The sequence below is a fragment of the Paraburkholderia sp. Ac-20342 genome (assembly GCF_017104985.1).
Classification (GTDB): domain Bacteria; phylum Pseudomonadota; class Gammaproteobacteria; order Burkholderiales; family Burkholderiaceae; genus Paraburkholderia.
Genome location: NZ_JAAGPQ010000038.1, coordinates 22,128 through 36,440 on the forward strand (window position 1 = coordinate 22,128; position 14,313 = coordinate 36,440).

The 14,313-nt window shown below is 61.0% G+C and carries 18 protein-coding genes; 1 reads left to right on the plus strand and 17 read right to left on the minus strand.

Features of this window, described 5'->3' with window-relative positions:
• Positions 1-11: 11 nt before the first annotated feature.
• The 15 genes from G3N58_RS17635 to G3N58_RS17705 form a co-directional block, all read right to left on the minus strand.
• Positions 12-1,826, minus strand: coding sequence for a DUF3383 family protein (locus G3N58_RS17635; protein WP_205999761.1), 1,815 nt, complete (start codon positions 1,824-1,826; stop codon positions 12-14).
• Between the two features lie 64 nt (positions 1,827-1,890).
• Entirely contained in the window at positions 1,891-2,472 is a 582-nt protein-coding gene (locus tag G3N58_RS17640; RefSeq protein WP_205999762.1) for a hypothetical protein, read from the minus strand.
• The gene (locus G3N58_RS17645) at positions 2,462-2,848 is read right to left on the minus strand and encodes a hypothetical protein (RefSeq protein WP_205999763.1); all 387 of its coding nucleotides are present in this window, start codon (positions 2,846-2,848) and stop codon (positions 2,462-2,464) included. The genes G3N58_RS17640 and G3N58_RS17645 overlap by 11 nt, the downstream gene beginning before the upstream one ends.
• A 2-nt stretch (positions 2,849-2,850) precedes the next feature.
• On the minus strand, positions 2,851-3,384 hold the full coding sequence (locus G3N58_RS17650) for a hypothetical protein (protein WP_205999764.1): 534 nt from the start codon (positions 3,382-3,384) through the stop codon (positions 2,851-2,853).
• A 3-nt stretch (positions 3,385-3,387) separates the two neighbouring features.
• The gene (locus tag G3N58_RS17655) at positions 3,388-3,774 is read right to left on the minus strand and encodes a DUF4054 domain-containing protein (RefSeq protein WP_205999765.1); all 387 of its coding nucleotides are present in this window, start codon (positions 3,772-3,774) and stop codon (positions 3,388-3,390) included.
• Between the two features lie 50 nt (positions 3,775-3,824).
• Complete coding sequence (locus tag G3N58_RS17660; RefSeq protein ID WP_205999766.1) at positions 3,825-4,277, minus strand: hypothetical protein; 453 nt, start codon at positions 4,275-4,277, stop codon at positions 3,825-3,827.
• A 1-nt stretch (position 4,278) separates the two neighbouring features.
• Positions 4,279-5,391, minus strand: coding sequence for a DUF2184 domain-containing protein (locus G3N58_RS17665; RefSeq protein ID WP_205999767.1), 1,113 nt, complete (start codon positions 5,389-5,391; stop codon positions 4,279-4,281).
• Between the two features lie 71 nt (positions 5,392-5,462).
• Positions 5,463-5,963, minus strand: a complete 501-nt coding sequence (locus G3N58_RS17670; protein ID WP_205999768.1) for a hypothetical protein — start codon at positions 5,961-5,963, stop codon at positions 5,463-5,465.
• 9 nt (positions 5,964-5,972) lie between these two features.
• A complete protein-coding gene (locus G3N58_RS17675) occupies positions 5,973-7,433 on the minus strand; it encodes a DUF2213 domain-containing protein (RefSeq protein WP_205999769.1) in 1,461 nt (486 codons plus the stop codon).
• A 2-nt stretch (positions 7,434-7,435) separates the two neighbouring features.
• Positions 7,436-8,182, minus strand: a complete 747-nt coding sequence (locus tag G3N58_RS17680) for a phage minor head protein (protein WP_205999770.1) — start codon at positions 8,180-8,182, stop codon at positions 7,436-7,438.
• Positions 8,179-8,400, minus strand: a complete 222-nt coding sequence (locus tag G3N58_RS17685) for a hypothetical protein (protein WP_205999771.1) — start codon at positions 8,398-8,400, stop codon at positions 8,179-8,181. The genes G3N58_RS17680 and G3N58_RS17685 overlap by 4 nt, the downstream gene beginning before the upstream one ends.
• On the minus strand, positions 8,397-9,851 hold the full coding sequence (locus G3N58_RS17690) for a DUF1073 domain-containing protein (RefSeq protein ID WP_205999772.1): 1,455 nt from the start codon (positions 9,849-9,851) through the stop codon (positions 8,397-8,399). Before G3N58_RS17690 ends, G3N58_RS17685 begins: the two co-directional genes overlap by 4 nt.
• Before the next feature lie 15 nt (positions 9,852-9,866).
• Positions 9,867-11,456 (minus strand): phage terminase large subunit, encoded by a 1,590-nt coding sequence (terL, locus tag G3N58_RS17695; protein ID WP_205999773.1) that lies wholly within the window; start codon positions 11,454-11,456, stop codon positions 9,867-9,869.
• Positions 11,407-11,886 (minus strand): DUF2280 domain-containing protein, encoded by a 480-nt coding sequence (locus tag G3N58_RS17700; protein WP_205999774.1) that lies wholly within the window; start codon positions 11,884-11,886, stop codon positions 11,407-11,409. The genes terL and G3N58_RS17700 overlap by 50 nt, the downstream gene beginning before the upstream one ends.
• Before the next feature lie 28 nt (positions 11,887-11,914).
• Positions 11,915-12,577 (minus strand): putative metallopeptidase, encoded by a 663-nt coding sequence (locus G3N58_RS17705; RefSeq protein WP_205999775.1) that lies wholly within the window; start codon positions 12,575-12,577, stop codon positions 11,915-11,917.
• A gap of 413 nt (positions 12,578-12,990) precedes the next feature.
• Between G3N58_RS17705 and G3N58_RS17710 the strand changes: the two genes are divergently transcribed.
• Positions 12,991-13,131: a hypothetical protein gene (locus G3N58_RS17710; RefSeq protein ID WP_205999776.1), complete on the plus strand. Its 141-nt coding sequence runs from the start codon at positions 12,991-12,993 to the stop codon at positions 13,129-13,131.
• A 106-nt stretch (positions 13,132-13,237) separates the two neighbouring features.
• On the opposite strand, the gene G3N58_RS17715 is transcribed toward G3N58_RS17710, so the two are convergent.
• Together G3N58_RS17715 and G3N58_RS17720 are read right to left on the minus strand one after the other, a co-directional pair.
• Positions 13,238-13,660 carry a hypothetical protein gene (locus G3N58_RS17715; RefSeq protein ID WP_205999777.1) on the minus strand — a complete coding sequence of 141 codons (423 nt, stop codon included), beginning with the start codon at positions 13,658-13,660 and terminating at the stop codon, positions 13,238-13,240.
• Positions 13,661-13,893: 233 nt separating this feature from the next.
• Entirely contained in the window at positions 13,894-14,289 is a 396-nt protein-coding gene (locus G3N58_RS17720; protein ID WP_205999778.1) for a hypothetical protein, read from the minus strand.
• Positions 14,290-14,313: the final 24 nt, after the last annotated feature.

Consider the following 14,313-nt stretch of genomic DNA (forward strand, 5'->3'; position numbering starts at 1 on the left):
TGTTATCCCGCTTATTGGTTGACGGTCACTGCAAACACGACGTCATGCACCGCGCCGGCAAGCTTGACTGCGATCTGGAACGGAACGGAGACGCGTGCTGCCCGATTCGCCTGGCTCTGCGAGGCGACCGGCGGCTGGTAGACGTAATAGCCCTTGGCCATGAAATCACCCTGATTCAGCGTGCCGAAGCCGCCGCTGTTCCAGGTGCCCGGCGCAAACAGGCCATTCTTGACGTACTGCTGGCAGATACCCTCGATCGTCGTCGCGAGGATGTGCATGCCCGGGTCGGTCTGCGGGATCTTCGTCGTGCTCGTATAGAGCGCGTTGAAGAGTGCGGTCTGGGTGTCGATGGCGAAAGCATCCATGCCCACGATCGTGTCGATGAACTGACCCGATGCAACCTTCGCCGGTTCGATGATCGTCGTGCCGTTGTTGTAGGCGGCGAAGACGTTGCAGTTCTTGCCCTCGAGCGCTGCCATCTGCGTGGCGTTCAGCGTTTCAGCCGCCACGCCAGGCTCCTGCTTGAACATCAGCGTGATCACCGTGTTGTTGCCGGTGTAGAGCACCGTCAACTGGCGACCAAGGAGCGAGTTCACCGCATAGGCGTTATTGCTCGAGTACTGGTAGCAGGTCTTGTTGAAGCCCGCTGCCTGAAGCTGCGCAGCGATGTCGGTCGTCGAGGTCGACGTCAGAACGCCTGCCTCCTGGGTCGTGACGCCGTAGAAGTGCTTGTTGGTCGACGACTCGATGAAGGCGGCGACGGCGAGGTGATCCGGGTCGGCCGCACCACACACCGTCAGGCCATACCATTGCTGGCCGAACTGGTTGTCAAAGAGCGTCACCGCCGAGACGGCCGATTCTGCATTGATGCCCTGTGCGGCATAGGCGCCCGACGATGCCGCAGTCATGCCGAGAAGCGCGGAGATATCCGTACCGCTGCCGCCCGAGAGCGTCGCACCCGAAACCGTGCCCACGGAGGCGACCAGCGTGAAGGCGTTGCCGCCCGTGCCCGGCGTCTTGTAGACGATCTGGAGCGCGGTGCCAGCCTGGTTGACGGAGTAGGTCGCCTTCGACAGGTTGACGTCCGCCGACTGGTTCAGGAACGTCACGGCGTTCGCGAGGGTTGCCGCGAGAGTCGCGCCGATCAGGATCTGGTTGCCTGTCGTGAGCGCCGAAACGAACGTGACGACGGTGCCGCCGATTGTCACAGTTGCGGCAGCACTCGGGTTGACCGCATACGTGACCGAGCCAAACGCAGTCGGCGCCGATGCGAAACTGAGCGTCGACGTCGCGCCCGTCGTGCCGTCCGTGATCTGGAATTGGGCGAAGCTCGAATTCCAGACGCAGGTCGAGCCTGCGACAGCCGCAGCGAGGGCCGTCTGGATCAGCGCGGCGATACCGTTCAGATTCGTCGAAGACCCGAAGCTGGCCGGCGAGATCGTGTACGGCGTGCCGTTGATCGTGATCGAGAAGGCGGGGGACGTGACCGCGGTCCATGCGGACATCGCCTGCGCGGTGGTCGACAGCGTCGCGCCGAACAGTTGCGCTGCCGTCGCCGTCTGCGCCCAGCGGCCGATCAGCACGTTGGCCGGTTGCGGCGACTGGCCGAACCACGCCACTGCGGCGAGATATTCAGGCGCCGACGTGCCGAAATCACCGGCGACGGCCGACGAACTGGTGTACTGGCGCATGCGTGATGCAACGTCGATCACGTTCGACGAGCCAAGGATCAGCGCGGTGTTGAGGTTCTGAGCCTGCGCCGCATTCGGAGCGAGGTTGATCGTCCCCTGAATGAGCCGGCTGATAGGAAGTTGACTCGTCGTCATGTGTGGGAGGCCCCAAAAGAAAAAGCCCGCTCAGTGGCGGGCTCGAAGAATCGTTGCGAGGGTGTTACTGGTGGACGCTAATCGGTTCGGTCTGCGTTTCGCTGCTGGCTGTTGCATGCGCCGACAGAACAGTAAGAATCTGGTACGTGCGAACGATGCGCCGGCGGATTCGAAGGTTCAGGTCGAACCGGCGAATCCATTGCTGGTTGACCAGCTCCGGCGCCGTCACGATCGAGCCGACTTCCACAAGCCCCATCTCGTATGGGTCAAGCGTGGCGTTGTTCTGTGCGACGTACATGCCGTCGCGCGTCTGCGCTGCGTAGTTCAGCGCTGCAGGCCCGTAGAAGCTGCACAGCACCGTGAGGATTTCATGCCGGATCACCGTGTCGGTGCCACTGCCTGCGGGGTTGTGCTGCTCATAGGCGTTGGCGTCGTGCTCGATGCCCGTGATGCCGACCGCACACCAGTTCGTCGACGGATCGGGCTGCTTCGGCACGGTTGCCTGCCAGCGCGGGCGAACCATACTGCCAGGCAGTCCCGTCAGGCCGACGACGAGTTGCTGGAAGATCGAATCGAGGTTGGCGTCCTCAGGCGGCGATGTGCCGACTGGCTGCAGATACCCTGCAACGGTTGAATCATTGGCCATTAGAGCCACCTGAGAGCGGGACGAGATCGCAGGTCGCCATCACAAAGCCACGACCGTACTTGCTCCAGTTCCCCACGGCAGAGACCGTGTAATCGTCGCCGTCCCACGTCACGATGTCAGCCGACAGACCATCCTTGCCAGCCGTGAGGCGGAACTTCGTGTGGACGGTGATGGACGCCATGATGCGCTCGCCGTCAGCGCGCCGCTCAAGCAGGTCGCCGGTGTCGTTGGTAACGACGCCGTAGAAGGGCGTGGACGTTGGTGTATTGACCGCGAGTCCATCGTCTCCAACCGTCTGTGACATGCGGTTGCAGTAGAGGGTCATGTCGATGAAGTCTGGATCAAGCAGGACATCAGACACATCAAGTTGCGGCATGGCTATCTTTTCCTGACGACATACGTAATGCTCTGTCTGTATTGGCCGGTGTCGATGAGTGGCTTAGCGTTCGCGTTGTCCGGTTGGTTGCCGGCCGCACGGCTAGCGAGTTCCTTCGCGGCGCCTTTCCGACCGCAGCGCGCGCGGGCGCGCAGTGTTGATTCGGCGAGGGGCGCAAACGGACCGTCGGTGATCTTCGCGCGTACGCCGCGCTGACCAATCAGGCCCGCAGCGTTCAATTGCGCGTTTGCGCCGGACTGGGAGCCTGAAAGGGCCGCACGCGCACCTTTCCCAAGGCGTTCGGCGACTTCGGCCTGCACATCCTGAATTCCCGGCACGAGATGTGGCCGCGCCGGGATATTGTTGGCGGGCGAACCGGTCTCCATGATGTAGCCGATCGCCGCGTTGCTGATCGGCTGATCGTCGGTGCGTTCGGCTTTTGAGTCCGGTACGCCGACGAGCACATCCTTACCTGCGAGTTCGGCCACGGCGCGGATGATATCCGCGACCTTGTCCTTCGTGATGGTGACGCCCATGACTCACACCTGAAGACCACCTGCACCCATGCTAAGGGCGAGCGTGTAGAAGCGGACGCCGTAGGTGGTGAGATTCCAGAAGCCGGCGTCGGTAAGCGTTGCAGCGCCACTGTCATAACCGACAGACACCTTGTCGACCGACTTCGACATCGTCGGCCCCTTGATCTCGCCAGGCGTGCCGCCTGCATCAGATGCGTCTTGATCTCGCTTGCTAAGCACCAGATGATGCGCAGTGACGAGTTCGATGCCGATGTCCGTCAGTTCCATCCAGCGCCGCGCGTTCACGAGCGATGTCGCGACCGTCATCCAAAGCGTGACGCTGGAATCGGGATAGACAGTCGTGTCGCTGAATTCAGGAAAGTCGGAGCGGAACTGGGCTGTGTTTGTCATGGTGAGAAGAGGGTAGATGCCCGGTGATGGGCATCATACCCCGGTCACGATCAGGCTTTCCTGCCGGTCTGCTTCGACTGGCCGGCGTTGGACTTGTCAGCCGACGCTTCCGCCGCGGCACGTTGTGCTGCCTCGAAGGCTTCGATCTTTGCCGCGAGATCACTCTCGCGAGCAATCAGTGCCTCGTCGCGTGCGTCGAGTTCCTTGGCGCGCGTATCTAGCGCAGCGGTACCGGCTTCGAGTTCGGCTGCGATCTCCTTGAGCTTAGCCTCCAGTCCTGTGAGGCTGCGCTCTTTCTCGACCAGATCGGCTTCGAGCTCGCCCAACGCGTCCGAGTCCTCCGGAGCGGGTGCGCCGGCCGTCTCTGGCGCCTTGGCATGCAGCTTCACATACCAGTGATCGGCGAGTTTATCGTCGAACTCGTGGGCGCCGGGCGCGTAGTCGGTCGACGTGCCGTCGTCATGCCGAAGCGTGAACTTCGTATGAACCTGAAGTTTCGCCATGTCAGATCCCGTCGCGATAGCCAGCGGTGACGCCATAGCGCCATTCGATCTGACCCAGCCGTGACCAGTAGGTCGTGATCTGGAACAGCGAACGGTACTCCAGCGGTGTGCGCTGCAAGTCCGTCATCGGGTACTGGACGTACTTCTTGTCGTCGTTGTACGCGACCATACGGTCCACCGTGCCGAGTTGGCCTTGCGTGCCGCCCGTACCTGCGCCGATCAGCCACTTGAGTGGGAGAATTTCCAGTTTCGTGCCCGACTTGGTACAGATGTTGTTCTCGAGCAGATACGTCAGGATCGAGTAGTTCGCAGCAGTGTTGACCATCGTCGACGCCAGATAGCCATACTGCTCCGGAGGCAGCAGCAAGCGATTCGGCATGGTGGCCCAGCCAGCGTTCTGCCAAGTCGTCGTCAGCAGCTCGTTGACGTCCTTCAGGATCTCGGGGGGCGTCTTGGTAGCCCATTGGGGCGTGCCGGCCGCGCCGTTCGCCACGTTCGAAACGCTACCGACAGCCGACGTCGAGTTGACCAGGCCGTTGAAGCCGAGTTGCGGATCGCCGAAGTAGACGATCTGGTCGATGTCCATGTTGCGCTTCATGTTCATCGCCTCGACCTTCTGCGAGTCGATGGGCATGCCGAGCTTCTGCGACTTGACCAGTTCGGGCACCGTGTACTTGACCTCGGAACCCCACAGGCGCATCGGTTGCGGCGTTTTGCCGATATCGACCGACGGGCCAGCGATCGCGTTACCTTCGTTCGAGATCCAGTTCAGGCCGTTCGGGTTGATGCCGCCGCTCATGCCGAACGCGGAGTTCGTGAACGAGGCAACTTCGTCCGCCGGCGAGACGTCGGTGCGAATGAAGACGTCGCGCGACCACGTGTACTCGACAAGCGGCTCGTTCAGTGTCTGGTCCAGACGTTCGAGCTGACCCACGAGGAACGCGCCGGTCGAGTCGACGGTCGCGCGATCGTAAGTGTATTGCTCGTCGCGGGTGCGCGCGCGGATCAGGCGACGCGTCGCATCAGCGACAGCCGGCGACGCAGCAGCCATGGCATGCGCTGCTGCCATCGCCAGCGCGCCCCGGCGCAGGTATTTCTGTTCGGACATATCCATGGAATTGGGCTCCAGAAAAGCGAAACCCCGCCGAAGCGGGGTCAGTGTCATGCGCCAACCGGCGCCGGGGATCAGATGTTGAACGCGATTTCGGTGATGCTGTTCGTGTCAGCCGGGCCCGTGAAGTACGCGTTGGTCAGCAACACCGTGTTGGTGGTGTCCGACGCTGCTTCAAAGCCGCCGATCGGCTTGCCGCCGCTCGCGTTGGCGACGCGGACATACACCGCACCGTTCTTCGCTGCCGCAGTCGTGCCGTTCAACTGCACGTTGATGTAGCCGCGCTTCAGGATGTCCTGCACACCCGAGGTCGGCGGCGTCGACGTGCCGAGCGGATCGGTGCCGTTGCCTTGAATCGGGTATGCGCGGATGTTGATGCCGTAGACAAGCGCGGCCGTGTCGGCCGAGTTGTTAATCGGTTGGATCTTGCCGTTGACCAGCTTGACGGCGACACCGAAAGCTGCCGGTGGCGCCGACGGGTCGATGAGTTGCGTTTCGATGGTGGCGACTTCGGCGCGCTGAAGATCACCGGCAAAGCCTGCCGGCATGCGATACGTATAGGCTTGATAGCTCATGTCGGCTCCTTACTTCCGGTTTTTCCAGAATTCCTTGTTGCGCTCGTTGATGTCCTTCTTCGGCTCCTGCCGCGAGTCGTGCGTCTTCGTAGCAGCGCTGACCGCAGCGCGCTTGGCCTTGACAGCCGCGACCGACGCGTTGAAGAAGGGTGCAACTGCGTCGCAGGTCATTTTCGAGACGTCGGCCGCGCCGAGCACTGCTTCGATGGTGTCTGCATCGTCGCTTTCGAGTGCCTTGCGCAGTGCGCGACGCCGCAGCACACACAGCGCGTCGACCGTCTTCTTGCGGACGGCCTTTGCGTCGAACGTCGGTAAGGTGATACCCGGCGCGATGATCTCGGCTTGCGAAAGCGTTTCTTGAAACTGTGCGGCCAGCCCGGCGCTGTCGCCAGTCATTACGGGCTTGTTTGCCGGATCGCCATCGGGGTCGGCGTCGAGCGTCGGATCGCCCTCGCCATCGGGATCCATATCCGGGTCGTCGTCGCCCGTGGGCGTGGCACCACCGGCCTCCAGTTTCGAGACGCGGTCGCCCAGTGCTTTCAGGTCGGCGGCCACGCCTTGTACCGCAGTCAGAACCTGCTTCATCGGGGCGTCGGCACCTGCGGCCGGGTCTTCATCACCCGTCGGTGCGGCACCCGCCGTTGCGCCCGCGCTGGGCATGTGGATATGAATCGCCGGCTGGCCGGAGCCTTCACCGCCTTCATCACCTGTCATTTCGTTCGCGACCTGTTCGAATGCGTCCGCATCGCGCGTCATGAACGCCTTGCGCATACGCTCGAGCAGGGTCGACGTTTGCTTCTTCGCTGCCATGCTTGGTTCTCCTTTCGGGAGTAGGGTTGGAGAGCTATCCCCGATGGAGCACACCGGGCCACAGCGGGCGTTCTTCACGAGCGCGACGTGGTTGCCCACTATCGCGGCTTGCCGCGCCCGCCCAGGCGCGATCTGTTCGTAATCGGCGTCGTAGCCGTTGCTTACCTGGTCGAGCGCGTCGAAACTCTCGCTCTGCACGCGTCGGATCGCTTCTGCGTCCGTGATCAGTAGATCGGCGAGCATCAGTTCGCTCTGGTCGCGTTCGCCGCGGCGCACGTTGCGCACATGGCCGACCGAGACGGCTTTCCAGTTCGCCGGTGTGACGAAGTCAGGCGGATGGTCGATCGTGACCGGCTTGCCCTCGAAGCTCGCAAGCGTTTCTGGACTGAACAGCACGTCCGCATCCCGGTCGGCGACGATCACGCCGTCTTTCGCTTCCAGTTCGGGAAGCTCGAAATAGGCGTAGTCCTGCGAACCCGTGCGTGCGATCGGCACGTCCTCGCACAGCAGGAAACCTTCTGGCGTCAGTGAGCGCTTCGGGCCGATTCGTTCATTCGTGAAAAAGCCGGACGCGGTAATCGCGTCTTTCGTCGGCGTCGGCTTGCGCGGGTGCGCGCCGCACGTGCAGGCGTGGTCGATGGTTGGATAGCGTCGATGCATGATCAGTCGGGCAGAACCGGCTCAGCGTAACAGCGGCAATTCGGTACGCAGCCAGCATGGCCGGTCAACTTGTCCAGGATGGGCGGCTTGTTCCACGGCACGTACTTGCCGTTCATCGCCTTGTGAGACGGCCGCACGTCGCCGTCTCCGGCTGTGCGCCAGATGTATCCTTCTGAGCCGATATGCGTCGCGCGTGCTTGCGTGAGGTTCGTCGCGGTTCGCGTTACCTCGGTGCGAGCGATCAGCATCGCGCGGCTGGCAGCGACTTCCTCTGACCGCATGATCTCGGTCGCGATCTGCTTCGCCCGCGTGGCGTTTTCGATGCCTTCGAGCGTCAGCAGATGCACGCGTTCGCCGGCCTCGCGCGGGATGCTCTTGATCAGGTGGACCTGTTCCGCGAGCAGGTCACGCATCACCTGGCCGGTCGGCGCGTTCAGGATTTCGTCGCGCAGAGATCGACCCATGTCGCGAGCGATCAGCTTCCATGTCTGCTCATCGCGTAGCGCGACTTCCATCAGCATGTTGCTGGCCGTCTGCGTCGCCCACGAATGCAGGACGTCGGCGTATGCGTTGAGCAGATGCTGGATCGTGGGTACTTGCGACAGGTCGCCAGGATTGAACGGCTGGATGATAGCGCCGACCTGCTGAGCGACACGCTTCAACTGCAGGCCGTAGCGCTGCTCGATCGCTCGCGTCTTGACCGGATTTCCCTTGGGCGCCTTGCGTTTGCGATCGAGGGTAAGGATCATTTGTTATGGGGATGGACGAGACTTTCTTTTTGCAGCGATTCGATCTCGTTCGCATAGACCCATTCGATACGGCGACATCCGTCGGACCAAAAGCATATGCGGTATTGAATTCCGTCAAGACTGTCCATCACTACATCGATCCGAGCTCGAATCCCTGCGTCAACGATGTTGACGGTCTTCCCAAGATGAAAGCCGAAGTCTTTTTTTCGCGTCGTCAAAGCTTTCTCCTGAACCTTGACCAGAACGAGTCGCCAGTGCGCAAACTGCTCAGATCGGGAAGCTGCAGGTTGGAAGCTCCGGGCGGTGGCGCCGCGGTCTCTTCCTGCTCGGCCTGCGCGATCTGGTCATCGGTGATAGTGCTGAACATGCCGGTGTTGGGTGCGGAGGCCTTCAACTCCTTCATGCCGCCGCTGCGGGTGAGCAGGTTCGCGTCGACGGCTGCGGTGACAGCAGTGGTTGTCTTTGCGCCAATCTCAGCCTTCTCCGCTTCCGACATTTCCTGCAGGTTGCGGAACTGGTAGTCGAAGTCTTCGGGTAACGCAACGCCGAGTTCCGAGCGCGCCTGAACCGCGAGCAGGCGGCTCAGCGGATTGCGCAACTTGCGCTCCTGACGCTGCTTGATCTTCTCGTGGTACTGCTTCATCTCGCCTTCGCCGGTCGCGCCTATGCCGGTCGGAGATTGGCCAAAGAGCCGCGTGTACGGGGTGCCGATCGCACCGCACAACTGATGGCCAAACTGGATCAGAACATTGTCGAGACCCGCGAACGAGTACTGGTGCGTATCGAATTTGTCGGACGCATCCAGAACCGTCATGCCCTCATTCGTCTGCGACAGGCGCGTGAACTCAACCTGCTTGCGCAACGCAGCTTCGGCCGGGCCGCCCATCGCCAGAATCTCGCGCAGCTTCTCAATCTGCAGCACCCGAAGGTGCGCCTTGTAGACGAGTTGACCGACGCCCACCGTCGCGCTGTCGAAAGCAATCAGGCGGTCCCACATCGGCTCAAGGATCGAAAGGCCCCAGCCATTCTCCGCGATACGCTGATAGAAGGGCAGCGCTTCACCATCCATGCGAATGACGCGGGAGTAGTGGATCGGCCCGGTAGGCAGGCCAGCGGTCGCCGCGATCACGTTGTAGAACTTTGGCTTGCCGAGGTCGGGGCCGAGGTCGGTCACGAGTTCGCCGACGGGCGGCGCAACCATCCAGCGGTCCAGCACGAGCAGGCCTTTGAACTGGCCACGCCCGACCGTTTGGATGCGCAGCGGCGTCGACAGATCCTGTCCATCAATCAGCATTACGGCGAGGCAACCCCCGTAGAGTTGCGCCCACTTGCCGGTGTCACAAAGCTGGTCCCAGTTCGCGAGCCGCCCCATCGAGCGTTCGAGCTTCGTCGTATCGACCGGATCGAGACCCGACGTATCAATGCCGGCGCGCGTCATGTCCTCCGGGATCGCATCCACGGCAGCGCGCACGATCCATGAGCCGCGATATGCCGCTTCCAGCCAGACGCGGTTGCGACTCTGGTAGGTAAGGGTGTACTGCGAGGCGGAAGACTGGTTCTCGGTGCCCCATCCGAGTCGCGCCTGGAAGTTCGCGAACGAGTCGTCCGTGCGCTGTGTGACGGCCTGCGCAGGCGCCGTGCGCACATTAGGGCGATTCTTTCGAGACATCCGTCAATCCTGTGTTTAGCCGGCCAATCGCTCCCAGACCGATAGGTCTCTGGCGCCGCCTAGCATGTCGACAATGGCATCGACCATCGGGTCTACCTGATCGTCGTGTGCATGCGTGTCGTCGGCTGTGAAGCTCTCGCACTCAGAGATGAAGTCGAGCACCCAGTCAGCGGATTCCGGCAGATATACGAGGCCGGCCTCAATGAAGCTCACGACGTCCATGACGCGCGTGAGCTTGTCCTTCGTGCGCTCGATGCCTTCGATCGGTATGCCGCCTTCGGCCTGAATATCCTGAATCAGGCCGGTGCCGCTGGCCTTGTCTTCGACCTTCATCTGCCGCAGGACGGGCATGTTCGGGTCACCCGCGCCGATAGCGTTGTGCTTGTTCCAAAAGTCGATCGCGCGCCGCTTCAGTTCGGGCGCCGGCCATTTGCCGCGAATCAAGTCGAGCAGATAAGCGTTGCCGTCATAGCCGAAACCCCAGCACTCGAACACGCTGTAGTCGTTGCGCTCTGCAGTCTTCTGCGCGGTATCGGCGTAGATCTTCCTGTACCGCAACTGCGGCAAGACCTTGTAGCGCCTGAAATCAGCGCCCTTGATGATGTCCCCGCCGAGTACCTTCGGCGACTGCTGATACTGCGAAGCGAACACGTATCGGCTGACGCGGCCGCCGTCTGAATCGGTGCCGCGGCCTTCCTCCATCTCAAGCAGGTCGTCGACCGGCTCCTTGTATGGCCAGTAGCTGAAGCGGCCATCTTTATCGCAGTCGTCGCGATCGACTTGACTTTGCAGAGCATCAGGTAGCGTTTCGACATATGCATCGTCGATCAGCGCTGGGATGCTGACGAAGTCCCATTCGCCAGGCAGGTTGCCACCCTTTATGAATCCAGTTGGATCATCCGCAGCGAGCCGCTGCATGATCACGATGATCGGCGTGTCTGGATTTGCCTTTCGGCTTTTCACCGTCGACAGCAGGCGCCGGTTCGCCTTCTTGCGCGCGAGCGTGCTGTCCGCATCATCAACCTTCAGCGGGTCGTCGATGATGATGGCGCCTTGCCATCCCTCGGCCATATGGCCGGCGCGGAAACCGGTGATCTGACCGCCGAGGGAGACAGCGTAGACGCCGCCGGCTTTCTTGCCGTTGACCAGCACGTTCCAACGCTTCTTCGACTTCGCGTCGTCCGCGATTTCGAGCGGCCAAAGTTCCTGAAACTCGTCCGATTGCACGAGTTCTCGTGCTGTTTGCGAATTCAGCAGCGCGAGGTCGTCGGAATAGCTGATGTGCAGAAAGCGCGCGCGCGGATTCAACGCAAGACCGCGTGCCATCAGATTGATAGCCACCAGTTCGGTCTTTGACGAGCCCGGCGGCACGTTGATGACCAGGTTCTTGATGCGGCCGTCGATGACCGCCTGAACTTTTTCCGCGATCAGCTCGTGATGCCAGTTGATCCGGAATTTGATCGCCTGCCGATGCTTGAAGAAGTACCGGCTAAAGAAGAGATGGCTGCGCTCGCATTTCGCCTTGGCGGTAGCGCGCAACAGTTCCGGGTCGACTTCAGTAATCGTCTTCGAGCTTGGCGACGGCGTCTGCGACCTGCTTTTCATCGACGACCACCGTCCTGTTTTCGATTGGCGCGCCGTCCCTTCCGGTGTGCTCCAGCTTCTTCGTATTCGTGTACGAACCGCCTGCTTCCTTGGCGGCCTGCTCTAGCAACTGCGCCATCAATGGCAGGTTGCCGCGCGTCTCGGCGAGGTCGGCGGCACGGTCGAGCTTGCGCAGTCTGACTGCGCGGTGGGCGACGCCGATGCGCGACGTGTCATTCAGAAAGGTCTCGCGAGTCTTCTCGAAGATCGCCCGAAATTTCTTGCCTAGCTTCGCGCCGGCCCGTTTCGTCGGGTCGTAGAGCTCACATTGCTGCGGGCTGACTGTCAGGCCGAATTCGGCCAAGATGTCCTTGGACACCTGAGATGGCGTGTCGAAACAGGCCAAGCCCTGAGTGATGCGGGTTTTCACTTGATCAGAAAGCGCCGCCATTACAGAAATCCTTCAATGCCATGTCTAGCTATGCCGCACGCAGCATGCACGTACCGCAAGCCTGCGCGATCGAGACGTTAGATATCTGAGGACCGGCTTTGGCTGCCTCGACCATTCTGGAAACAGCGCCATCCTTTGGACCCACCCCGTAGCGAGCCACAATCCCGACGAATTCTTCGACGTCGTGCGCCTTCAGGCCGATCTTCGGCATACCGTCTTTGGTGAAGGCAGGTTGCCCGTAGTCATCAAGCCTATGTCCGATGTGCATCAGCTCGTGTTCCACCAGGGCGCACCATTCCAGATCGCTGCATTGGCGTGAGTAGTGCGCGTCGAACGTGATCAGGAACTTCGGCACGCGGCCGAACCACTCGTAGAACTGCTGTTCGGTGCGGGCCTTCTGCCAGCCTCCCGCGCGGATCATTACTTCTTCGCACTGGCCGATGACGCGGCGCATGTGCTTCGAGTTCTCGACGACCGCCCATAGATAGGCGATGTCGGCGTCAATCAGGTGCCTGTGCTCTTCGTTGTAGAGCGGCGCACCTTCCATCAGAAACGATTCCTGCACCCACTCGGAAACGCCGTCAGCGGGGGCAATAGGACGGAACCACCTCGACTCGCCGAAAAGCGATTCCGGGGGTATCGGGCGAGTTGGCGCAACGAATTTCGCGATTTCCGTCTTCTTGCGTGGCATTCGTTTTTATCCGCTCGCGACGCTTTGGAAGAATCTACCTTTGAATCGCACGCGCCTGCCGCCAATCCCCCACAGGAGGTCCGCAGGGAGCGTCACATCGCGTGCTGCATCGGTTATTTGCGGTCACTCGAATGCTTGACCGGGCGGCAGCGCAGGAGTGAGCCGTAGCCTGACGGCCTTGAATGGCTCGATTGCGCTTGGTGCTGCGGCAAAAGAAAGGCTCACATAGTCATACGGGAGCCAGCCCGGATGTATTCTGCGTAGCCGTCCTACGCGTGACTGGCTTAATCGGATTCCCCGAGTCGCGCGCGGGCATATTCCCGCCGCGCAGATTTCTGTCTGAACCAGCCCTCGGGCGTTTGGAAGATGCCGATTTCGTTGACTCGCTCACGGACGTACGCGAAGGATTCGTGATGCTGCAGCACGTCAATCCATTCGTCGTCGACGAAGCGGCGAGCCGGAAAGGGCTCGGGCGCGTCGATCTTTTGCAGCACAGCCCCTTGCGGCTCGCGGCCCAGTACTATCCGGCCGTCAGTGCGTTCGGAGAGGTATAAATCATGGGCGCGACAGAAATGAAAAAGCCCCGAACGGCGTACCGTATCGAGGCTTTGGACGTGGCTCTAGCACCACGCCGTCAAGCGTAAAGCATTTCCAATTTGTTTACAACACTTCTTCGATATTTTTTTCAACGATGGGCGGCTTGATGAGTCCGCGCGCAAAGAACTTCGGAAACAGCAATTCTTTTGCCTCCTGGTACAGCCGATGCGCTTCTTCCTTCGGAATGCGCGGATTGGAAAATACGTCCCTGCCAATCCGTTTGTTCGCCATCGACATCTGAATGGATGCTCGATGCTGCCAAGTCAGAGTCTCAACGCAGACTTCAACCTTTTCGGAGTTTGCCATCCAAATTTTCGTGTCGGCGAGTTCGGCCTGTTCCTTATCGGTCAGACGCGCATCTCCCGAGCGGTAATTGCGGCAGGTAGGATCGCAGCGCGGGCCGCTCAGGGCAGGTCGGTAGGCATCCTGCCAACGATGCCATCCGAGCAACAGTTCTTCGACCTGCAGGCTTTCATCTAGCGTCATCTTCTGCTCCGATAGCGATTGGTTTGCTTTGCCCGGTTACGGTGGGCGCCGATTTGATGCCGATCCTGCTTAACCTTCTTCTTCGCCAGTCATACCCAGCCATTTATACGCGACGCGGCCGGGTTCACTCTCTGCTGCGGTGGCGACGTCCCAATCGGTTGGAGCGGGCATGATCTCGGCGCCGGGACAGGGCGGTTCGCGCCACCGGGTGAGTAGGCGGTTTAGCCAGTGGATCATGCTTCCTCCCTATCTTTCAGAAGCCGCGCCTCCGCGCCGATCCGTTGCCATTCGCTTTTCGTTACGCGCGATTTGAGGATATCGACGATGTAATGACTAAGGTCTCGATCGTGGCGGCACGGCCGGATCGCGTTGATTTGCGCATTTGTTTGGGCGATCTTCTGCCCGATCAACCGAATGCCGTCGCGATTTCCAGAGACACGGAAGCGGGCAAGCACCGTCTCAAGATATTTCCGATGCGCGCCCAATGCTTCGCGCTTCTGCTCGTCGGTCATGGATTCATCAATCTCACAATCCCAGCCCAGCAGATTCACGCCCTTGCGCGACGCGTGCGTACTGAAAGATGCCGATCGGCTTTGCCATGCGGAATTGAGCGTGATTGCCTTGCTCATGCCCCCTCCTTACCGTGAAACGGG

Excerpts from the sequence above, each read along its gene's own strand:
- G3N58_RS17665 (WP_205999767.1), bottom strand. The coding sequence starts at position 5,391 with ATGGATATGTCCGAACAGAAATACCTGCGCCGGGGCGCGCTGGCGATG.
- G3N58_RS17655 (WP_205999765.1), bottom strand. The coding sequence starts at position 3,774 with ATGACAAACACAGCCCAGTTCCGCTCCGACTTTCCTGAATTCAGCGAC.
- G3N58_RS17640 (WP_205999762.1), bottom strand. The coding sequence starts at position 2,472 with ATGGCCAATGATTCAACCGTTGCAGGGTATCTGCAGCCAGTCGGCACA.
- terL (WP_205999773.1), bottom strand. The coding sequence starts at position 11,456 with ATGAAAAGCAGGTCGCAGACGCCGTCGCCAAGCTCGAAGACGATTACT.
- G3N58_RS17700 (WP_205999774.1), bottom strand. The coding sequence starts at position 11,886 with ATGGCGGCGCTTTCTGATCAAGTGAAAACCCGCATCACTCAGGGCTTG.
- G3N58_RS17645 (WP_205999763.1), bottom strand. The coding sequence starts at position 2,848 with ATGCCGCAACTTGATGTGTCTGATGTCCTGCTTGATCCAGACTTCATC.
- G3N58_RS17650 (WP_205999764.1), bottom strand. The coding sequence starts at position 3,384 with ATGGGCGTCACCATCACGAAGGACAAGGTCGCGGATATCATCCGCGCC.
- G3N58_RS17635 (WP_205999761.1), bottom strand. The coding sequence starts at position 1,826 with ATGACGACGAGTCAACTTCCTATCAGCCGGCTCATTCAGGGGACGATC.
- G3N58_RS17705 (WP_205999775.1), bottom strand. The coding sequence starts at position 12,577 with ATGCCACGCAAGAAGACGGAAATCGCGAAATTCGTTGCGCCAACTCGC.
- G3N58_RS17720 (WP_205999778.1), bottom strand. The coding sequence starts at position 14,289 with ATGAGCAAGGCAATCACGCTCAATTCCGCATGGCAAAGCCGATCGGCA.
- G3N58_RS17680 (WP_205999770.1), bottom strand. The coding sequence starts at position 8,182 with ATGATCCTTACCCTCGATCGCAAACGCAAGGCGCCCAAGGGAAATCCG.
- G3N58_RS17675 (WP_205999769.1), bottom strand. The coding sequence starts at position 7,433 with ATGCATCGACGCTATCCAACCATCGACCACGCCTGCACGTGCGGCGCG.
- G3N58_RS17670 (WP_205999768.1), bottom strand. The coding sequence starts at position 5,963 with ATGAGCTATCAAGCCTATACGTATCGCATGCCGGCAGGCTTTGCCGGT.
- G3N58_RS17660 (WP_205999766.1), bottom strand. The coding sequence starts at position 4,277 with ATGGCGAAACTTCAGGTTCATACGAAGTTCACGCTTCGGCATGACGAC.
- G3N58_RS17690 (WP_205999772.1), bottom strand. The coding sequence starts at position 9,851 with ATGTCTCGAAAGAATCGCCCTAATGTGCGCACGGCGCCTGCGCAGGCC.
- G3N58_RS17715 (WP_205999777.1), bottom strand. The coding sequence starts at position 13,660 with ATGACGCTAGATGAAAGCCTGCAGGTCGAAGAACTGTTGCTCGGATGG.
- G3N58_RS17710 (WP_205999776.1), top strand. The coding sequence starts at position 12,991 with ATGCTGCAGCACGTCAATCCATTCGTCGTCGACGAAGCGGCGAGCCGG.